Raw genomic sequence first — 20,612 nt, 5'->3', positions numbered from 1 at the left:
GGCTTACATCGAATATTTACTTTGATATTCTCTGGGTGACATTCCTTCGTGCCGTTTGAAATATCTTCCTAGATACGATTGGTCCGGGAAACCGAGTCGGTGGGCTATCTCTTGTATGGTCAGTCCGGTGGATTGGAGTAACACTTTTATCTCCAGAATAGCAAAGTCGTCAATAATCTTTTTAGCAGAATCGCCGGTTACACTTCTACAGATACCCGTTAGATATTTGGTAGAGATACAGAGTTTACTGGCATAAAAATTTACTTCCCGTTGAGAAATACAGTTTTCGTGAACTAAAGCGACGAAATGCTTAAAGATTTCATCCTGTCGGCTTCCACCTTCAATTTCACGTCGGTCGAAATAACGGTAACACTTATCATAAATGTTCAGCATGAAGGATTGAAGATGATTTTTGGCTATTTGGTTTCGAAAACGATTTTCACGATCTTTATAGATTGCCGTTGTCGCACGTATTAATCCATTAATGGTTTCGGTATTTTCTTCGGAAAGGGTGTAACAAGGATTCTCTTTAAGGAACTGGAAGAAAAATGGTTCGAATCGGAGACAAGCCTCCCGGAACATATCTTGTGGAAATCCGAAAAAAGAAGCGGTAAAATCGCTACTGCTGCCATTGATGCGTATGATAGTTCCCGGTAACAATACTATTTGGGTATTTTCAATAACTTCATAATCTTTCAGGTCGATCGTTACATGTGCCCACCCACTTTGACAGAAATAGATGGCACCACCTTCCAGTTTCCACAGGTGGTGCATGATTGGTGACAAATTTTCATCTGTGCCAGCCACAAAGGGTTCACGAAGTACAGCAAGTATAGATTTTCTTTCTTTCATATACAGTTCTTTTTTAGGAAGGCAAAAATAAGATTTTTTTGCTAAATATTAGCTTTTATGTTCCGAAAATGAACAAAACTGAAAACACTATGAATAGTTTTCTATCATAGAATCCATTTACCTTTGCCGCAGTAATTTTTTTAACTAGGTAACAACAAAATGAGTAAAAAGGTATGTAAAATGAAGCAGGCATTAATGTTGCTTTGCTCTTTAGCTGCTGTAGGATGTAAACAAGCACCACCGGCACAAATGGAAACAGGATACGAAGTGATGACCCTTTCTCCGGCAGACCGGATGATATCAAGCACCTATTCGGCGACTATTCGCGGACGTCAGGATATTGATATTTATCCTCAGGTAAGTGGTACACTGACTAAAGTAAGTGTGACTGAAGGTCAGCGTGTGAAGAAGGGACAAACATTGTTCATCATCGATCAAGTACCTTATGAGGCTGCGTTACAGACTGCATTGGCTAATGTGGAATCTGCTAAAGCGTCTCAGGCTACGGCAAAACTGACTTACGAAAGCAAAGAGGAACTGCATAAAGAAAATGTAGTTTCCGATTTTGACTTGAGCACAGCAAGAAACTCTCTTTTGGCAGCTAATGCGCAACTGGCACAGGCAAAAGCTCAGGAAGTAAGTGCTCGTAATAACCTTTCTTATACGGTGGTGAAAAGTCCGGCAGATGGAGTGATCGGTACATTGCCTTATCGTGTAGGTGCTTTGGTTAGTTCTAATCTTGCCGAACCTTTGACTACAGTTTCTGATAACTCGGATATGTATGTTTACTTTTCGATGACAGAAAAGCAACTGTTAAATTTGATTCGTCAATATGGTTCTAAGGAAGAAGCATTGAAGAATATGCCGGCGATTGATTTGCTGTTGAATGATAAGTCTGCTTATCCACAACAGGGACAGATCGAGACTATCAGCGGAGTGATCGACCGTTCGACGGGAACCGTTAGCTTGCGTGCTGTATTTCCTAATAAGGATGGTCTGTTGCATAGTGGTGGTACAGGTAATGTGGTTATTCCGGTGCATAGAACAGAAGCACTGGTTATTCCGCAAGCAGCTACATTTGAAATTCAGGATAAGAGATATGCATATAAGGTAGTAGACGGTAAAGCGCAATCAAGCCAGATACAGGTAACCCGGGTGAATGGAGGTAAGGAATTTATCGTGGATGAAGGCCTGGCTTCGGGAGACGTAATCGTGAAGGAAGGTGTAGGATTACTTCGTGAAGGTACTCCTATTAAGGCGAAGACGGCACAACCTACGATGACAACTACTGAAAATCAAACAACAAAGGAGGATTAATCCATGAATTTAAGAACCTTTATTGAACGCCCTGTATTATCGGCAGTCATTTCTATTACGATTGTCGTTGTGGGTATCATCGGGTTGTTCAGTCTACCCGTAGAGCAGTATCCGGATATTGCTCCCCCTACTATTATGGTGAGTACCACCTATTATGGTGCCAGTGCAGAAACTTTGCAGAAAAGTGTAGTTGCTCCTTTGGAAGAAGCTATCAATGGTGTGGAGGATATGACATACATGACTTCTTCGGCTACTAATTCCGGTTCAGTGAGTATTACCGTTTACTTTAAACAGGGAACAGATCCGGATATGGCGGCTGTCAATGTGCAGAATCGTGTATCAAGAGCTACGGGACAGCTTCCGGCAGAAGTAACCCAGGTGGGTGTAACTACTTCCAAACGTCAAACTAGTATTTTGCAGATGTTCTCATTATACAGCCCGGACGATAGCTATGACGAAAACTTCCTTTCCAACTATATTAGTATTAACCTGAAACCGCAGATACTGCGTATTTCCGGTGTAGGTGACCTGATGATTATGGGAGGTGAGTATAGTATGCGTGTGTGGATGAAGCCTGATATAATGGCACAGTATAAACTGATCCCATCGGATATCACTGCAGTACTTTCCGAACAGAATATTGAATCTGCAACCGGTTCGTTTGGTGAGAATTCTAACGAAACCTATCAGTATACAATGAAGTATAAAGGACGTCTGATTACTCCGGAAGAATTTGGAGAGATTGTCATTCGTTCTACAGACAATGGCGAGGTTTTGAAACTGAAAGACATTGCCGAGATACAGCTAGGTCAGGATAGTTATGCGTATCATGGTGGTATGGACGGTCATCCGGGTATTTCGTGTATGGTTTTCCAGACGGCAGGTTCTAATGCTACCCAAGTAAACCAGCAGATTGACGACTTACTTGAAGAAGTAAGTAAAGATCTTCCGCGTGGTGTGGAACTGACACAGATGATGAGTTCGAATGACTTCCTGTTCGCTTCCATCCATGAAGTAGTGAAGACGTTGATTGAAGCTATCATTCTGGTGATTCTTGTGGTATATGTCTTCTTGCAGGATTTCCGTTCTACGTTAATTCCTTTGGTGGGAATTGTTGTTTCATTGGTCGGTACATTCGCATTTATGGCTTTGGCAGGATTCAGTATCAATTTGCTTACTTTGTTTGCGTTGGTGCTTGTGATTGGTACGGTGGTGGATGATGCCATTATTGTCGTTGAGGCGGTGCAGGCGAGGTTTGATGTGGGATATAGATCATCGTATATGGCAAGTATTGATGCGATGAAAGGAATCAGTAATGCTGTCATTACTTCTTCACTTGTGTTTATGGCAGTATTTATTCCGGTATCATTTATGGGAGGTACTTCCGGTACGTTCTATACTCAGTTTGGTCTGACAATGGCGGTGGCTGTCGGTATATCAGCTGTCAATGCATTAACATTAAGTCCGGCATTGTGTGCTTTGTTACTGAAGCCTTATATTAATGAAGACGGGACACAGAAGAATAATTTTGCGGCGCGATTCCGTAAGGCATTCAATTCGGCTTTTGATATAATGGTTGAAAAATATAAGAATATCGTATTGTTCTTTATCAAGCGTAAGTGGCTGACTTGGTCGTTGCTGGCATGTTCTATAGTACTATTGGTTTTTCTGATGAACACTACTAAGACCAGTCTGGTTCCTGACGAAGATCAGGGTGTGATATTCGTCAATGTAAGTACAGCGTCAGGCAGTTCATTGACGACGACTGACGAAGTGATGGAACGTGTTGAAAAGCGTATGATGGAAATTCCTCAGATTGCTCACGTACAGAAAGTTTCCGGTTACGGATTATTGGCAGGACAGGGAAGTTCGTTTGGTATGTTGATTCTGAAGTTGAAACCCTGGGGTGAACGTCCGAATGATGAAGATAATGTACAGGCTGTAATTGGTCAGGTGTACGTTCGTACGGCTGATATTAAAGATGCTAGTGTCTTTGCTATATCTCCAGGTATGATTCCGGGTTATGGTATGGGTAATGCATTGGAACTTCATATGCAGGATAAGATGGGTGGTGATATCAATGAATTCTTTACGACTACCCAGCAATATTTGGGAGCATTGAATCAGCGTCCTGAGATTTCGATGGCATATTCTACGTTTGACGTTCGTTATCCACAATGGACCGTAGATGTGGACGCTGCTAAATGTAAACGTGCCGGTATTACTCCTGATGCAGTGCTGAGTACCCTTTCCGGTTATTATGGAGGTCAGTATGTATCCAACTTCAATCGTTTCTCTAAAGTGTATAGAGTAATGATTCAGGCAGATCCGTTATTCCGCTTGGATGAGACCTCTCTTGATAATGCTTTTGTACGTATGTCGAATGGTGAGATGGCTCCGTTAAGCCAGTTTGTTACATTAACACGTAGCTATGGTGCAGAATCATTGAGTCGTTTTAATATGTATAACTCTATTGCGGTAAATGCAATGCCGGCAGATGGTTACAGTACCGGAGATGCAATCAAAGCAGTGCAGGAAACTGCGGAACAAGCTCTTCCCAAAGGATATGGTTATGATTACGGAGGTATTACTCGTGAGGAAAATCAGCAAAGTGGTACGACGATTATCATTTTCGGTATATGCTTCCTGATGATTTACTTGATTCTGAGTGCATTATACGAGAGTTTTCTCATTCCGTTTGCTGTTCTTTTGAGCGTACCTAGCGGATTGATGGGAAGTTTCCTTTTTGCCAGGATGTTCGGATTAGAGAACAATATCTATCTGCAAACGGGATTGATCATGTTGATTGGTTTGCTGGCGAAGACGGCTATCTTGCTGACAGAGTATGCTGCCGAACGTCGTAAGGCAGGAATGGGACTGGTTGCTTCTGCGGTAAGTGCTGCTAAAGCTCGTCTTCGTCCGATTCTGATGACAGCATTGACGATGATCTTCGGTCTGTTCCCTTTGATGTTGTCTAGTGGGGTAGGTGCGAATGGTAACCGTTCATTGGGTACAGGTGTAGTCGGTGGTATGACTATCGGTACGTTAGCTTTACTTTTCATTGTTCCGACTTTGTTCATTGCTTTCCAATGGTTGCAGGAGCGTTTGCGCCCTATGCAAAGTGTACCTACAGAGGACTGGCAGATCGAAGAAGAAATTAAGATAAGTAACGAAGAAAAGTCTGAGGCAGGAAAGAAATGATTCACTATAGAGTGACACAGAGTTTTCAATTATAAAAAAGAAATATGAGAAAAATAATACTATTATCCGCAGTGACAGTCATGTTGAGTAGTTGCGGTATTTATAATAAATACAAGTCGGTTTCGGAAGTTCCCGAGGGACTTTATGGCAGCGAGTCAGTCGCTGCCACCGATACGACGAATTTTGGGAATCTTTCTTGGCGGGAAGTATTTACCGATCCACATCTACAGGTACTGATAGATTCGGTTCTGGTGAAGAATACGGATATGCAGACAGCTCATTTGCGTGTGAAAGAAGCGGAAGCTTCTTTGATGACGGCGAAGTTATCCTATTTACCTTCTTTGTTTCTTTCACCGGAAGGAACAGCCAGTAGTTTTGATAAGGGAAAGGCTACACAAACCTATTCATTGCCTGTGACTGCTTCTTGGGAACTGGATATTTTTGGCCGTACCACGAATACGAAACGTAGTGCAAAAGCAGCTTACCAACAAAGTAAGGAATATGAGCAAGCTGTAAAAACGCAATTAGTATCTGCCGTAGCCAACAATTATTATACTTTGTTGATGCTCGATGCTCAATACGATATTGCCGTAGCTACGGAAAAAGCATGGCAGGAAACAGTAAGAGCTTCACGTGCCATGAAGAAAGCAGGTATGATGAATGAAGCCGGATTGGCTCAGACAGAGGCTAACTATTATACAATTCGTACGACAGTACTCGATTTGAAAGAGCAAATCAATCAGGTAGAAAACTCCATGAGTCTATTGCTGGCGGAAGTTCCTCATACTGTTCAGCGTGGTAAATTGAATAATCAACAGTTGCCGGAAAACTTCTCCATAGGAGTTCCTTTGCAAATGCTTTCCAATCGTCCGGATGTACGTAGTGCCGAATATTCTTTGGCACAGGCTTTCTATTCGACAAACTCTGCGCGTGCTTCTTTCTATCCTTCTATTACTTTGAGTGGTAGTGCTGGCTGGACGAATAATGCCGGAAGTATGATTCTAAATCCGGGTAAGTTTCTTGCTTCAGCAGTAGCTTCTCTGACGCAACCTCTATTTAATAAAGGTACAAATATCGCCCGATTGAAAATAGCGAAAGCTCAACAGGAAGAAGCCCGCCTCAATTTTGAACAGACATTATTGAATGCAGGTGTGGAGGTAAACGAAGCATTGGTGCAGTATCAGACAGCTCGCGAGAAAGCCGCTTTCTATGAGAAACAGGTTACTTCTTTGCAGACAGCTGTCAAGAGTACCAATCTTTTAATGAAACATAGCGATATAACTTATCTGGAAGTCCTGACCGCACAGCAAACGTTGCTGAATGCTCAGCTTTCTCAAGTGGCAAACCGCTTTACTGAAATCCAGGGAATGATTACTCTATATCAGTCGCTGGGTGGCGGTAGGATGTAGGAGGATAGTATGAATCCTGAAACGCTACGGAGTCAGATACTCGATTACACGAAACGGGAAATGTCTCTGCATGGAACTAACGGACTGACTATGGATGACATAGCTAAGGGGATGAAGATGTCGAAGCGTACGCTCTATAAACTTTTTCCCAGCAAGGTTTGTCTGTTTCGTGTTTGCCTTTCTGATTTTGCTAATAAGATCAGAGGCAGTGTACAGCAGCAGCAAATACGGATGGATAGTTCGTGCATGGGGCATCTTTTTATAACTGTAAACGGGTATCTCACTCTGTTACATTCGATGGGGAAGACTTTACTGTTGGATATTGCCGAAGATGATGAGTACCGTTCTTCTTTTGAACGGGAAAATACGTTCTGGCTACAACAGTTCATTGATATACTGACACATTGTAAAATTTGTGGTTTTCTACTTCCTGAAGTCGATACGGATCGTTTTGCAGCGGAATTGCGGGAAGCAATTTATCAGAGTTGTCTGCAAGGCACTCCGTATATAGTGCAACGGATGTTGAATTATATGCTTTTACGAGGACTTTTTAAGATGGATGGGATTCGTTATATTGATGAACATCTGGCATTCGATAAGTTAAATGTTTGTGTTTGAAGAGAAAAAGCGTATCTGAGTAAAAACGGATACGCTTTTTCATTTGTAATGAGCCTTCTATTTCAGGATTCAGGTATTCTTTTAGCAAGTAAAGATTGTTTGTTTCAGTTTATAATCTGTATATTTGCGGATAATAAAAATGAATTTTATATTATAAAATATGAAAAAGTTATTTCTAATTTTATTCGTTATTGGGGGATTAGTATCGGGATGTAGTAAAGATGATGATAAACCTGTTATTCCGCAGGAAGCAGAAGTCACCTTATTTGATAAGAATATAAAACCTATCGCTTATATAAATTATGTGGATGATGATTTGACTATTTATATGTGGGACGGCATTCCGGTGGCTTATTTGGAGGAATCTGGACTGATTTATCATTTCAACGGGCAATTTCTGGGGTGGTATATGAACGGTGTGATATATGATAAAGAAGGCTATGCAGTTGCCGCTAAAAAAGGTGTTGTAAGAGGAGAAATAAAAATGAATGAAACGTATGCGGAATCAGTGATAAAAGGAGTGAAGCACGTTAAACCTATTCCTCATGTTCACTCATTAAAACCGAAAACCCCGTCTTTTCGGGATAAATGGAGTGAAATTTCTTTGACTGACTTTTTTCTTCCCCAATAAAAAAAAGGAAAAATCAGCATCTCAAATTGAGTGCTGATTAGAGGTGAGGTGATTGTTTATTAATGATTCTCTATGATAATTCTTTAAATTGAATGCTGAATAAAAGCTAGTTATAAACTGTTCTTTTACTTGTCTATCACTTTCAAGCTCATATTTCTTACACTGATGGCTGCATCAAATGTGCCGGGTACTTCCCATCCGAAATTCATCCCGCAGATTTCCATATCCTCCCAAGTCGTATCCTTAAAAAAGCCCTTTGATTTCATTTTCTCAATAGCTTCTTTAATCAGAGGCAGCACATCTACTTTAGCCTGATGCCATTGTTTATCGTGAAAAGTGATATTGCCCCATACGGCTAATTGGGGAACATTATAAATATAAGTGGAAGTATCTAAATCCCAAGAAATAGTTTCCTTGTCAGTCATCTGTTGATGCCGGTAATCATAAGAAGGAATACCCAGCCAAATGAAGGTGTTAAAGTCCGGAGCCTCACTATTGATATTTCTCAAAACGAAGTAAAAGGGAGTTTGAGCTGTATGTAATTTCGGATTATACTCACTGTCGGACATCTTCCTCTCACATTTCTCCAATTTTATCTCCATCGAAAAATTCAATTGTTTCACTTTGCCTATATTGGGCTGACTTTTGAAGTTCTGCTCAATCAAAAGATGAGGCCATGGCTCATTCTCTTCCCGTGGCTTATCATACTCTTGACTTGTATTGATTTCCAACCATAAGCTGCCATCTTGATTCCAGATAACTTTTTTCCCTTGATTAGTATAAGTGATGGAGCCATCCTGATTCCTTATCGGTAGTGTATTTCCTAAATCGTGTTTACTGTTCCATTGAGCTATTTTCCAAATAGGCTTTTGGGCCTGTTTCTCAAAATAGAGTGTATCTACGCAGGCTTTTTCCCATCCACCTTTCTCTTCCACTATCTTAGTATTCAGAGGACTGAGTGCGAATCCATCTTCAAATGCAATGTCTCCGAAAGCTTCCCATTCGTCTACAGGCGAGGCAAAGCTGAAACAAATACATAGATTTAACAGTAGACTACTCCACACCGACAACTTTATAATACTTTTTTTTTCATATCTGTGATACTTTTAAGAGCCTGTTTAAGATTAGTTGAAATTAAGATTCTAAGTAAGTTTCCGTTTCAGCTGAAGTATCAATTTATTGGGAGTGCATAGACTTTTCCTAAAAATGTATTAGACTGGTTTAACGAAAACCGATTTCCAAATATAAAGTAAAGTGCCCGGACTTGCAAGAAAGAAACTGAAAATATGATTTATATATGTTCGGTAATGCCGTTTTTATTCAATTAAACTTTGTTGCTAATTCTCGTACTTAGTATTATTCATAAACATTAGAATATGAAAGAATGTATTAATGGCATAAATAAGAATTTATTTCATACCTTTGTAATGCGTAAATTACTTTTGATCGGAAGGAAATTTGTTCTTTCAAGAAATAAAGTATACTTTTGTAGGAAAGGAGCTATAACCGCAAGTCCTGATTATGAAACCGGAACCTTTGATTATATAATCGAAAGTTTCAGTTATATAACCGGAGCTTGCGGTTATAGTTTTGTATAAAGAAAAAGAATGTTTTCTATTAATACAGAGCAAGTTATCTCTTAATGGAGAATAAGTTTTCTATTAATGGCCAACAGTATATCTAATAATGAAATAAAAACAAGAACTATGGCAAGGTACATCATGGAAGAAATGCCCGACATACAAGGAACGGGCGAACGGATACTTTATCCAAAACTGGCAAGGATCGAACAAGTTTCTACCGAAGATCTGATATACGAAATAACATCCTGTAGCGGATTTAATAGGGGAGTTGTAGAAGGAGTACTTGCGGAAGTAGCTATCGAAATGGCACATTTGATGGCAAATGGTAAATCTGTGAAGTTGGATGGTATCGGAACGTTTACACCATCTCTCACGTTATGCAGTGACAAGGAGCGCGAGAAACCGGGTGAAGGAGAAACTCACCGGAACGCGCGAAGCATTATGGTAGGGAATGTGAATTTTCGTGTGGAAAAGACGATGATAAGACGTATCAATGAACGGTGTGATTTGGAAAGGGCTCCCTGGAAACCACGACGTTCTTCGAAAAAATATTCATCTGAACAACGGCTGGCTTTGGCAGTGAAGTATCTGGAGCATCATCCTTATCTGACAGTTCGTGAATATCAGAAAATGACAGGATTATTGCGTACGACAGCTACCGAAGAGTTACGCCAATGGGCAAAACAACCCGATTCGGGTATCGGAATTGACGGGTGGGGAACACATCGGATTTATATAAAGAAAGTGGTTACTTCTCTCTAAAAACTGCTGTTTCTTATAAATATGTGAAGCGAGTCAGAGAGCTATATTTTCCCGATAGAGGTAATCTATTTCTGTACATATTGTGTATATTTGCGGATAATAGATACTTCTGCTATACTATTATATTATGAATTAATTGTGAATACATGCTTTAAGAAGAATTAATCTAAGTACCAGATATATGAAAACAAAAACTTTATTAGGCTTTTTATTTTTGCTTGCCACTGTGTTATCTCTTACTTCTTGCCAAGACAATACTGAAATTATTTTGTTTAGTGGTTCGGAACTGAACAATGAAACAGGAACTTGTACTAATACAGTTTCTAATGCTACGCTATACTTGAATGGAAGTTTGAGCATGGATATTGGAATTGCCAATGGAAAAGGAGGTTATTCGGCTCAGAGTTCTGATGAAACGATAGTGACAGCAATTGTAAAAAATGATCGTCTATTACTGAATGCGCATGATAAAAAAGGAAAAACTAAGGTGACTATTAGTGATAAAGATGGGAATTCTGCAACACTGCCCGTAGAAGTTTCTTATGGAGTTGCATCATTGTATGGTAGAACCGAACAGATTTCGGTGATTGTGGATAATGTATATTGGAAAGACGAAGAATTGCAAGAGGCAGTAAGAGAAGAACTGAGGTCTTACTCTTTTTTAAAACAAGGGAACGAATGTATTTTGCAGCCTGAAGATGTAAATACATATCTGAAAGAGAATTCTAAAGGTAAGTTTACTCTTGAAACAGGTAGTGAAGAAGGAAAAAGAGAGGGGATTTATCAAATAAAAATAGATGATACCTTGACTGGAGATTTCAGGTATACCTTTGAGTTTACGTATAATGATAACAATGAAAAGCATACTTTCTTCTTAAATCCGAAGTTGAAAAGCGCTTCTGTAAAGAGCGTAGCACCTGCTCCTATTCTTTTTGTAGAAGATATAACTGATATTCAACCAGTGACATCAGTCCAATTACCCGAAAATAGTAGGGTGATTTATGTCTTTTATTCGAATCTTATGCAATTAAGACCGTTATAAATTCAATAAATCATAGTTTTGTTGAAGGTGGCAAACAAGGCTTCAAATAAATATTTTGTTAAAATAGTTGGATCATATTTATTTTCCAACTATTTTTGTCTCCGTACTTTAAAAGCACTATATGTTCTAATGAAACAGAACCGTTTACTAAAACAAATTTCAAAGAATTACAATGAAACGATGACTGCGAGGCTCATGGAGGAGTTTTGTATGCATTAACGTTGTGTTCTTTGACAGATTGGACACCCATCCGGCATTTTGTAGTTGATTACAAAATGAGAGGTCCGGAATATCTGCAAAATCGCTAGTTTCTTATTCTCTTTTATTATTTGTAGATGTTTTTAGCCTGTATGCGTCTTTCTCGATTCGTACAGATTACTCTCGTATTGCCCTTTGTCAAGGGTGATTTAGCTTACCGTTTTTTATTATTCCATTTTTATATTAAAACTTATAGTGCTATGACAAAAAAGAAAGATACAACTATTGATGAGAAATTAAATGATTTGGACGAACAAATCAAAGCCTTTTTAGATGATATAGAGGATTGGAAAACTAACTCTGATACTACTGCATGCGAAGAAACAGGTATATCGGGATTAGATGATAATTTCGGATATGTAAGAGAAAGCCGCTACGTGGATAAAGGAGTGACATATTTCATTCCGGTCAATCCCAAACCGGAGGGTGAATATAAATTGGAAGAATTAGTTGTCTTTGCCAATGAGGAAGATACTTATCATGAAAGGAGAAAAAATAAACTTTATTTTAAATCGGATACGAAGAAGGTACTTCGAATAACGATGTGGATACGGAAGGTTACAGGAAATGATCCATCGAACGGTGTTCTGTTTTCGCTGTATCGGGAGGGATGTCGAGTTCCGGTTTTTAAACGATTAGAGCAAATTGATCCGGATGGATTCGAATATTCTTTTACGTATGAAGATACAGGCAAACTATTGCCGGGACGTTACTTCTTATTGATTGGTAATATGGAAAATGATTTGGAAGCAAAGTCACCGTTGGAAATAATGGGGACGCAATTATGTTACCGATTTCGGATACTGACTGAGGGAACATATTTACCTAAGCCAAAAGTGAGAAGAGTGTCTGTGTCTCGTCCTGATGTGCAGGAAACTGTTTGCGGAACTTCCGGTAAATTGGATATAAAAGTTGCTTTGAAAGGATACATCGAAGATACATATGACTTTTGTGCTTATTGTTATAATACTGACCATCAGCTGATAGGAAAAGTGGAGACCGACGCGAAACTTATATCGAAAGGATCGAATACATGGTTAAAGTTTTCATTGGAGTCTGCATACATTTGGGTAGCAGGAGATTATTCATTGGTATTTGTATATAATGAAGAGCCAGCTTACGTATTCTCTTTTCATCTTTCATCACAAGCTTTCGTACAATGTGAAGTCCGGGAACTTCAACCGGATTCTTTTCATTATTTAATGGTTAAGTATTGTGAGAAGAAAGTGGTATGGCAAGGGAGAATTTGTAAGCTACCGGGGATGCGAAATATTCGGGAACGGTTTGTTTCTTTGATAGAAGAGACTGTGTTTGATGAACTGTGTCGACGGAAAGGAGTGGAGATTACCAAGAGAAATAAACATTTTGTGATGATAGGAGCAGAATCTTCGATCCAACCAAAAGTGGCGACTTGTCTTTCTTCAATGTTCTCATTGGGTAATATTCAGATGGATGAAGTGGATGCCACATCGTTGATTACTTCCAAAAACTCATTGAATCCTTATGAGGAAGTAAATACATTGATGAGTAACCGTTTGGATAGTACAATTTTCCTGAAGCAGTTCTCTGCATTACTTTCTCCCAATGGGTTACCGGTGTTACGTAAAATCACGAATGCTTTAAATGATCAAGAACATTCTTGGTCGTTAGTACTTTGTGGAACAGAAAGTGAAGTTGAACAGCTTTTTGAAGCGGTTCCTGAATGGAGGGCTTACTTCCCTGAGGAATATTGGTTGGAATTTGGAAATTATTCGTTCTCTGATGTATTGTATAGGTTGATATATCAGTTAGAGAAACGTAAATACAAGCTTTCTCCGGATGCAGAGCTACGTTTGTATCATGCGACTAAACAGTCGTGGGATAATGGAAAATTGATGCATTGGGGTGAGAAAGAAATTATCGATTTTGTTGAGAGTACCTTATTGCCCGTTGTTAGAAAACGCATGATGAAGAGGGTATTAAAATCTGCTTCACAGGATATACAAGCATTACAAACTTTGTATGCGGATGATCTGGAGCTATCGTTTGACGGTAGCCGGATGAATAGTTTTGAAGAAAATATGAAACCTCTTCTTGCAATGGTCGGGCTAAAGGAAGTGAAAGAACGGCTGACTGAGCATTTCAACTTGTCCTGTTTACAAAAGATGCGGCAACAAGTCGGTCTTCCGGTGGGCGATATAGGTCCGTATCACATGATATTTACAGGCAATCCGGGTACAGGTAAAACGACGGTGGCAAAATTGATTGGCAAAATCTATCATTCTTTAGGAATACTTTCGAAGGGAGATGTAGTAGTGACAGATCGTTCGCATATCGTGGGACAATATCTCGGAGATACGGAAAAGAATATGCTCGATATTCTGGAAAAATCTCGTGGTAATGTGCTATTCATTGACGAAGCTTATACGCTGTATTGCAGAAAAGATGATCGGAGTGACTATGGATTACGTGCTATCGAAGTGTTACTTCCTGTATTGGCACAGAAAAATCCGGATATGCTTGTCATTATGGCCGGATATGAGAAAGAGATGGAATTGATGATGAGTGGGAATCAAGGGTTGGCAGGACGTTTCCCTCATAAACTTCATTTTAGCGATTATACAGTAGATGAACTATTCCAGATCGGGCAGAATTTATTAGATAAAGGCGAATATTGGTTACCGGAAGCAACAGAGGATATTTTCAGAAGACTTATTGCTGAAGCTGTAGCGAATAAAAATGCTTTATTCAGTAATGCACGTTGGGTGGAGCAAGTAATTACTACCGGAATTCTCCCTGCCATGGCAAAGAGATTAATGCGTAATTGTGATACGCTTTCTAAAGAAATGCTTCGGACAATAGAACCGAGTGATGTAGAGGAAGGAATGTTTCGTTTTATCAATGTATTGGCGGATAAACCTCAAAGAAACCCTATTGGATTCAGAGCGTAGATAAATGAAGAAGAATGAAGAACTTCCCTTGCGCTAACTACGCCGAAAGCTAATTCTTCATTCTTCATTTTTAGCTCTTCATTACCCAAGTGCTTGTTTTATGTCAGCGATGATGTCGTCAGCATTCTCAATACCTACTGACAGACGGATTAAGTCAGGGCGTACACCTGCTTCGAGCAATTGTTCGTCAGTTAGCTGACGGTGTGTATGACTTGCCGGGTGAAGTACACAGCTACGTGCATCGGCAACGTGAGTGACGATAGCGATTACTTCCAGAGAATCCATGAATTTAATGGAAACATCACGCCCGCCTTTCAGACCGAAGGAGATAACACCGCATGAACCGTTCGGCATGTATTTCTGTGCAAGTGCATAATACTTGTTATCCGGAAGTCCACAGTAATTTACCCAAGCCACTTTATCATTTTTTGATAAGTATTCGGCAACCTTCTGTGCGTTGCGGCAATGTTGCGGCATACGGAGGTGCAGAGTCTCCAAGCCTAAGTTCAGCAAGAAAGAGTTTTGAGGGCTTTGGATACTTCCAAGATCACGCATCAGCTGAGCTGTTGCTTTGGTGATATAGGCTCCCTTACCAAAAGCTTTGGTATAAGTCAGTCCATGATAAGATTCGTCCGGAGTACAAAGTCCGGGGAATTTGTCAGCGTAAGCATCCCAATCGAAGTTGCCACTGTCTACGATACATCCACCTACACTGGTAGCATGACCATCCATGTATTTAGTGGTAGAATGAACTACGATATCTGCTCCCCATTCAAACGGACGACAGTTGATCGGAGTTGGGAAAGTATTGTCTACAATCAAAGGAACGCCATGACTGTGAGCAACGCGGGCAAACTTTTCAATATCTAGCACTTCAAGAGAAGGATTGGAGATCGTTTCTCCAAACAATGCTTTAGTGTTCGGTTGGAAAACAGCGGAAATTTCTTCTTCGCTCGCATCCGGGCTGACAAAGGTAACGTCAATACCGAGTTTCTTCATTGTTACGCCGAACAGATTGAATGTTCCGCCGTAAATGGCTGAAGAGCAAACAAAATGATCTCCTGCCTGACAGATATTGAATATGGCATAGAAATTGGCTGCCTGACCGCTGGAAGTCAGCATAGCGGCAACTCCACCTTCAAGAGCAGCAATCTTGGCAGCTACTGCATCATTTGTCGGGTTTTGCAAACGGGTATAAAAATAGCCACTTTCTTCAAGATCAAAGAGACGTGCCATTTGTTCACTGGTCTCATACTTGAAAGTTGTACTTTGATAAATGGGCAGCACACGCGGCTCGCCCTTTTTAGGAGTCCATCCTGCTTGTACACACAGGGTTTCGGGCTTGAATTGTTTTGCCATAATGTTATCGGATTTATTGTTTTATTGCCAAAAAAAGTTTTTATGGCGCAAAAGTAAGGAAAATAATTGTATTTTTGTCCCCTTCATAAGTATTTAGTTTACTATTGAGAATAGGGAATTATCACGTTATTCTCAGTAGAATATGCCAGAGGAAATAATTGATTGTGATGACATACTAAGTCCGTATTGAAATGAAAAAGAGATTCTATATTCTTTTGTTATTTACTTGTTTTTTTTCAGTACCTACTCTTTGGGCGCAACAGAAGGCAACTCCGAAAGCAGGTGAAGGCATTTCTACTTTTTTGTTGCGTCATAACCGTTCTCCCAAAAAGTACTACGATGATTTTGTTGAGCTGAATCAGAAGAAGTTGGGAAAAAATAAAGTGTTGAAGATGGGAGTTAGTTATATTATTCCTCCGGTGAAGAAATCTACAGCTTCTTCTACGTCTGTGAAAGCGACATCCGAAAATAATACTTCCTCAAACAATACAAATAGCGATACTGCACTACAATCGGCTAAAGCCGTAAAAATAGGAGCTATTAAAAATGAACCCTTGTTTGGCAAAGCGCTAGCAAATGTGAAAGTTACTTCTAACAGACTCGCAGGTGCATGTTTCTATGTAGTCAGTGGTCATGGAGGTCCCGATCCCGGAGCTATCGGAAGAGTTGGAAGACATGAACTCCACGAGGACGAATATGCGTATGATATTGCTCTTCGTTTAGCACGAAATTTGATGGAGGAAGGAGCAGAGGTGCGTATTATTATTCAAGACGCTAAAGATGGTATTCGGGATGATCCTTATCTTTCGAATAGTAAACGCGAAACTTGCATGGGGGCACCGATTCCGTTGAATCAAGTGCAACGTCTACAACAGCGTTGTAGTAAGATTAATACGCTCTATCAAAAAGACCGTAAGAACTATAAATATTGTCGTGCTATCTTTATCCATGTGGACAGCCGTAGTAAGGGTAAACAAACGGATGTCTTTTTCTATCATACTCTTCAAAAACCGGAAAGTAAACGTTTGGCAAATAATATGAAAGACATGTTTGAAGCTAAGTATGATAAGCACCAGCCTAACCGGGGATTTTCGGGGACAGTTGGTGGGCGTAATTTATATGTACTCTCGCATACGACTCCTGCTTCTGTTTTTGTAGAGTTAGGAAATATCCAGAACACTTTCGACCAACGTAGATTGGTGATGAGTTCTAATCGACAGGCACTCTCTAAGTGGCTGATGGAAGGCTTTTTAAAAGATTATAAAGCAAAAAAATAAACTTTTTACTCTTTTTCTTTGAACAAAAGAAAGAGCAAGGATGTTATATATGTGCAAATCGCCTGATACACTACTTGTAGGTATGTGAATATATATGAGTCAGCAATATGCCTCCCTGGCATAACAGGAAGATTGCATAGTAGTTTTGTCGTGTTTTATTTTGTGTTTGTGTTGTGACGGTGCTGCGATGTGAATCGGGGTGCCGTTTTTTTTTATCATAATTTTTTTTCGATTACTTGTGAACAAAAAGAAAACAGTGTTGTTATATATAGTGCAAATCGCCTGGTACACTACTTGTAGGTATGCGAATATATATCAGTCAGTAATATGCCTCCCCGGCATAGCAGGAAGATTGCATAGTAGTTTTGTCGTGTTTTATTTTGTGTTTGTGTTGTGACGGTGCTGCGATGTGAATCGAGGTACCGTTTTTTTGTGGTTACTTAATAGTTTAATCTTTGTATATTATTGATTAATGACTAAACCTTCTCTCTCTATCTATTGTTGGATTTATAATTATGAACTAAAATATCAATGAGTATGAAAGAGAAGAAGATTGCCCGAGAGGCGAGAAACAAAGAAAAGTTAGCTAATGACGATTGGGTAATGGCAGAATTTTACGCAACATGGTGTCCTCATTGCAGACGTATGCAACCTGTGGTTGAAGAATTTAAAAAATTGATGGAAGGTACACTTGAGGTAGTGCAAATTGATGTTGACCAAGAAGATGCTCTTGCTGATTTCTATACTATTGAAGGGACTCCTACATTTATTCTTTTTAGAAAAGGAGAACAGTTATGGAGACAGTCAGGTGAATTAAGTCTTGAAAGACTTGAGAGAGCCGTCAAAGAGTTTAAGTCTTGAAAAAATATTAATAAAAGAGTATGTTTTCTACTGTAAGTTTTAAATCATGTTATAAAACATACTTTTTTATTTGGATAATTTGCAGATATGTCAAAAGTCCGTATCTTTGCAATGTGTTTTTCATAGTATTAGATTTAAGGTTAACAAAGGTTGGAGCAAGGCGTTGCTCCTTTTTTATGTCCATACTTTTAATATTCGTAATTTATTGCGTTCAATTAGTCTTTTCTGATCTGTTTGTTTTTAATTTTCTCCCATATAAAAATGAGGTGGTTTCTTTTATATATTATCATTTACTTAATCTTAGTTCGTACAGACAGGCTTTGACTTCTTCCGGATTACCTGAATGTTTTCCCTCGTCATCCGATAGTTTGATACATTCTCTCCATTTCTGATTGACATTCATCTTACATTGAGTTAGCTTCATCACAATATTGGAAGGCTCGAAACCTGTATCATTGGTGAGATTCGTACCAATTCCGAAAGAACAACGGATTTTATTCTGGCAATATTCCTGAATTTCTAATGCTTTGGTAAAGTCGAGGGCATTGCTGAAGACGATCACTTTAGTTGTTGCATCAATACCTAGCTCTTTGTAGCGGGCAATTAGTTTGTCGATGAATTTGAATTCATTGCCAGAATCACACCGTACTCCATCAAATAACTTTGCTTGCTTACGGCTTATGTTGCTGAGAAAAATATCGGAAGTGTATGTGTCGGACAGAGCGATTCCTAAATCTCCATCGTACACATTGACCCAATTTTCAAGTGCCATGTAATTAGCATGTTTATATCCGAATTGTGCACCATGAAACATAAACCATTCATGAGGATGGGTGCCCATCATTTTCATATCGTATTTCATTGCAAAATAACAGTTGGAAGTGCCTGTGCAATATCGGGCTGTTTCATTCAGTTTTTTGATAACGGCTTCTTGTACATCTGTCGAGAATCTTCTGCGTGTACCAAACTCAGAAAAACGAAGTTGATTACGATTGGATAATTCTACTTTTTCTGACAGTTTACAAAGGATATCACTCATATCCGCTATATTACCTGAGAACTTATTTTTGATTTCGGAAACAATAGCGAGTAAAGGAACCTCATATAAAGTGACTTTATAAAGAAAATCACTTACTTCAATGTGTAGATGGTGTTCTTCGTCCAGATGAATTTTAATTTTGTGAGGATCGAAGCGGAAAGAGGATAACCATTCCCAATAGACTCTTGGAAGGAAACGGCAATTACGAGTCATATATTCCAGTTCTTCTTCCGTAAGTCTTAATTGGTTCAGATTATTGATTTCCGTTTTTAGTGTTTCCAGAAACTCTTCGGTATATTTCGTCTCGTTTCTGTCATTGAAACTGAAGGTTCCCATAGCAGATGGAAACAGTTTGATATAAGCATACGAAGTGGTAAACTTATAAAGATCTGTATCTAGTAGCGTTCTGACAATCATTTGTTGGTTCTTTATGATAGAAAACGCTGTAAAGTTAGTTTTTGTTGGTCAAAGCTGGTGTCTAATTGCCAATAATTACCTCACTTACTTTTTTTCTAGGCGAATAAGGCATTGGTTGGGCATATCCTACTCGTAAAAGTAGGATGGGAATTTCTTCTCCATTTTCTTTTAAAACCTCTTTTTGTATTTGTTCTGAAAGGGAAGCGATCTCGCAGGGTTGATTCATAAATGCAGTTGCTATATCATGTTGGGTAGTATTTAATAGAAAACGTTCTAATATTCTTCCTGCCGCAATCCATGTTTTGGGTGTGTCTTCTTTGATAGTAAACAGAATGAGGTGAGAGGACGAGTTGATTTTCTTCCGGTCGCTTTTATTCTGAATCCCAGGTGTTAGACAGGTACTTATAATGGAACGAGATATCCATTTCGGAAGGTTAGGTGCTCCGAAAACAGCATAACTTAATCCGTCGTTGGTTTTCTTTTCGTGGCGTTTATTGAATCTCATCCATGATTTTAATTCTGTCTTAAACAAAGGATCGCTCATTTGAATTTCATTTCCTTTTAAAATGAGACGAAGCAGTTGATCAAATTCGGAAGTGCCATTTTTCCAGTAGTGAAGTTGAATATTCTGTTCTTGATTTATTGATATGGTTTCTTTTAAAATCGTATTCCTAATTGTCTGTCCGTTGTAAACACTTCGATTATTTTGTCGCTTATTAATTTGTTCGAGTAAGGAGTTCAGGTTTTTATTGGTTGATGTTACTCCTTCATTAACTTGGGACATTAATTGAATTGTAATTATTCCATCGTTTGAGATTTCTATTCCATAAGTATATCCTTTGGATTGTGCGGCAATACATAGATTTTCTGCTGCACAACCTAATGAAATGAATAATTCGCGGTGACTGGCGTCTACTACCTTTAATGTTTTGCTGAAATCAGGATGGATCTCAATACTATTTTCATTGATGTGAAATAACCATGGTTGGGTGTTATGTCCCGAAGGCGCTTTTATTGCCTGCTCTATCATGAATTGTGTGTCCATAATTCTTTGGT

General features: G+C 39.2%; 16 protein-coding genes. 11 read left to right on the top strand and 5 right to left on the bottom strand.

Annotated features, from left to right (window positions below; genetic code table 11):
- Positions 1 to 3 precede the first annotated feature (3 nt).
- Positions 4 to 852 (bottom strand): helix-turn-helix domain-containing protein, encoded by an 849-nt coding sequence (locus EJF25_RS04790; protein WP_025075654.1) that lies wholly within the window; start codon positions 850 to 852, stop codon positions 4 to 6.
- Positions 853 to 1,011: 159 nt separating this feature from the next.
- On the opposite strand from EJF25_RS04790, the gene EJF25_RS04785 reads away from it, so the two are divergent.
- The 5 genes from EJF25_RS04785 (at position 1,012) to EJF25_RS04765 (ending at position 8,028) form a co-directional block, all read left to right on the top strand.
- Complete coding sequence (locus tag EJF25_RS04785) at positions 1,012 to 2,169, top strand: efflux RND transporter periplasmic adaptor subunit (RefSeq protein ID WP_125040265.1); 1,158 nt, start codon at positions 1,012 to 1,014, stop codon at positions 2,167 to 2,169.
- 3 nt (positions 2,170 to 2,172) lie between these two features.
- Positions 2,173 to 5,370 carry an efflux RND transporter permease subunit gene (locus EJF25_RS04780; RefSeq protein WP_025075656.1) on the top strand — a complete coding sequence of 1,066 codons (3,198 nt, stop codon included), beginning with the start codon at positions 2,173 to 2,175 and terminating at the stop codon, positions 5,368 to 5,370.
- A 44-nt stretch (positions 5,371 to 5,414) separates the two neighbouring features.
- Positions 5,415 to 6,779, top strand: coding sequence for a TolC family protein (locus EJF25_RS04775; RefSeq protein WP_125040264.1), 1,365 nt, complete (start codon positions 5,415 to 5,417; stop codon positions 6,777 to 6,779).
- A gap of 9 nt (positions 6,780 to 6,788) precedes the next feature.
- Positions 6,789 to 7,397 (top strand): TetR/AcrR family transcriptional regulator, encoded by a 609-nt coding sequence (locus tag EJF25_RS04770; RefSeq protein ID WP_125040263.1) that lies wholly within the window; start codon positions 6,789 to 6,791, stop codon positions 7,395 to 7,397.
- A gap of 160 nt (positions 7,398 to 7,557) precedes the next feature.
- Complete coding sequence (locus tag EJF25_RS04765) at positions 7,558 to 8,028, top strand: 4-fold beta flower protein (RefSeq protein ID WP_125040262.1); 471 nt, start codon at positions 7,558 to 7,560, stop codon at positions 8,026 to 8,028.
- A 125-nt stretch (positions 8,029 to 8,153) separates the two neighbouring features.
- Here EJF25_RS04765 and EJF25_RS04760 read toward each other — a convergent pair whose 3' ends face one another.
- Positions 8,154 to 9,092 (bottom strand): hypothetical protein, encoded by a 939-nt coding sequence (locus EJF25_RS04760; protein WP_125040261.1) that lies wholly within the window; start codon positions 9,090 to 9,092, stop codon positions 8,154 to 8,156.
- Positions 9,093 to 9,404: 312 nt separating this feature from the next.
- Between EJF25_RS04760 and EJF25_RS25475 the strand changes: the two genes are divergently transcribed.
- The 4 genes from EJF25_RS25475 to EJF25_RS04740 all read left to right on the top strand — a co-directional run bounded on the left by EJF25_RS25475 (position 9,405) and on the right by EJF25_RS04740 (position 14,603).
- Positions 9,405 to 9,626, top strand: a complete 222-nt coding sequence (locus tag EJF25_RS25475) for a hypothetical protein (protein ID WP_125040260.1) — start codon at positions 9,405 to 9,407, stop codon at positions 9,624 to 9,626.
- Between the two features lie 108 nt (positions 9,627 to 9,734).
- Positions 9,735 to 10,373: an HU family DNA-binding protein gene (locus EJF25_RS04750; protein WP_125040259.1), complete on the top strand. Its 639-nt coding sequence runs from the start codon at positions 9,735 to 9,737 to the stop codon at positions 10,371 to 10,373.
- Between the two features lie 181 nt (positions 10,374 to 10,554).
- Positions 10,555 to 11,415 carry a hypothetical protein gene (locus EJF25_RS04745; RefSeq protein ID WP_125040258.1) on the top strand — a complete coding sequence of 287 codons (861 nt, stop codon included), beginning with the start codon at positions 10,555 to 10,557 and terminating at the stop codon, positions 11,413 to 11,415.
- Between the two features lie 458 nt (positions 11,416 to 11,873).
- Positions 11,874 to 14,603 (top strand): AAA family ATPase, encoded by a 2,730-nt coding sequence (locus EJF25_RS04740; protein WP_160119374.1) that lies wholly within the window; start codon positions 11,874 to 11,876, stop codon positions 14,601 to 14,603.
- 81 nt (positions 14,604 to 14,684) lie between these two features.
- Here EJF25_RS04740 and EJF25_RS04735 read toward each other — a convergent pair whose 3' ends face one another.
- Entirely contained in the window at positions 14,685 to 15,962 is a 1,278-nt protein-coding gene (locus tag EJF25_RS04735; RefSeq protein ID WP_125040256.1) for an O-acetylhomoserine aminocarboxypropyltransferase/cysteine synthase family protein, read from the bottom strand.
- 191 nt (positions 15,963 to 16,153) lie between these two features.
- Here EJF25_RS04735 and EJF25_RS04730 point away from each other — a divergent pair, with 191 nt between their 5' ends.
- Entirely contained in the window at positions 16,154 to 17,239 is a 1,086-nt protein-coding gene (locus EJF25_RS04730; RefSeq protein ID WP_125040255.1) for an N-acetylmuramoyl-L-alanine amidase family protein, read from the top strand.
- A 537-nt stretch (positions 17,240 to 17,776) separates the two neighbouring features.
- Positions 17,777 to 18,100, top strand: coding sequence for a thioredoxin family protein (locus tag EJF25_RS04725; protein ID WP_025075667.1), 324 nt, complete (start codon positions 17,777 to 17,779; stop codon positions 18,098 to 18,100).
- A gap of 286 nt (positions 18,101 to 18,386) precedes the next feature.
- On the opposite strand, the gene pncB is transcribed toward EJF25_RS04725, so the two are convergent.
- Entirely contained in the window at positions 18,387 to 19,556 is a 1,170-nt protein-coding gene (gene pncB, locus EJF25_RS04720) for a nicotinate phosphoribosyltransferase (RefSeq protein ID WP_125040254.1), read from the bottom strand.
- Between the two features lie 61 nt (positions 19,557 to 19,617).
- Positions 19,618 to 20,601: an Acg family FMN-binding oxidoreductase gene (locus tag EJF25_RS04715; RefSeq protein ID WP_125040253.1), complete on the bottom strand. Its 984-nt coding sequence runs from the start codon at positions 20,599 to 20,601 to the stop codon at positions 19,618 to 19,620.
- Positions 20,602 to 20,612 lie beyond the last annotated feature (11 nt).

The sequence above is a fragment of the Bacteroides faecalis genome (assembly GCF_003865075.1).
Taxonomy (GTDB): Bacteria; Bacteroidota; Bacteroidia; order Bacteroidales; family Bacteroidaceae; genus Bacteroides; species Bacteroides faecalis.
The sequence above is the reverse complement of the archived record's forward strand: the minus strand, read 5'-3'. Positions and strand labels throughout refer to the sequence as shown.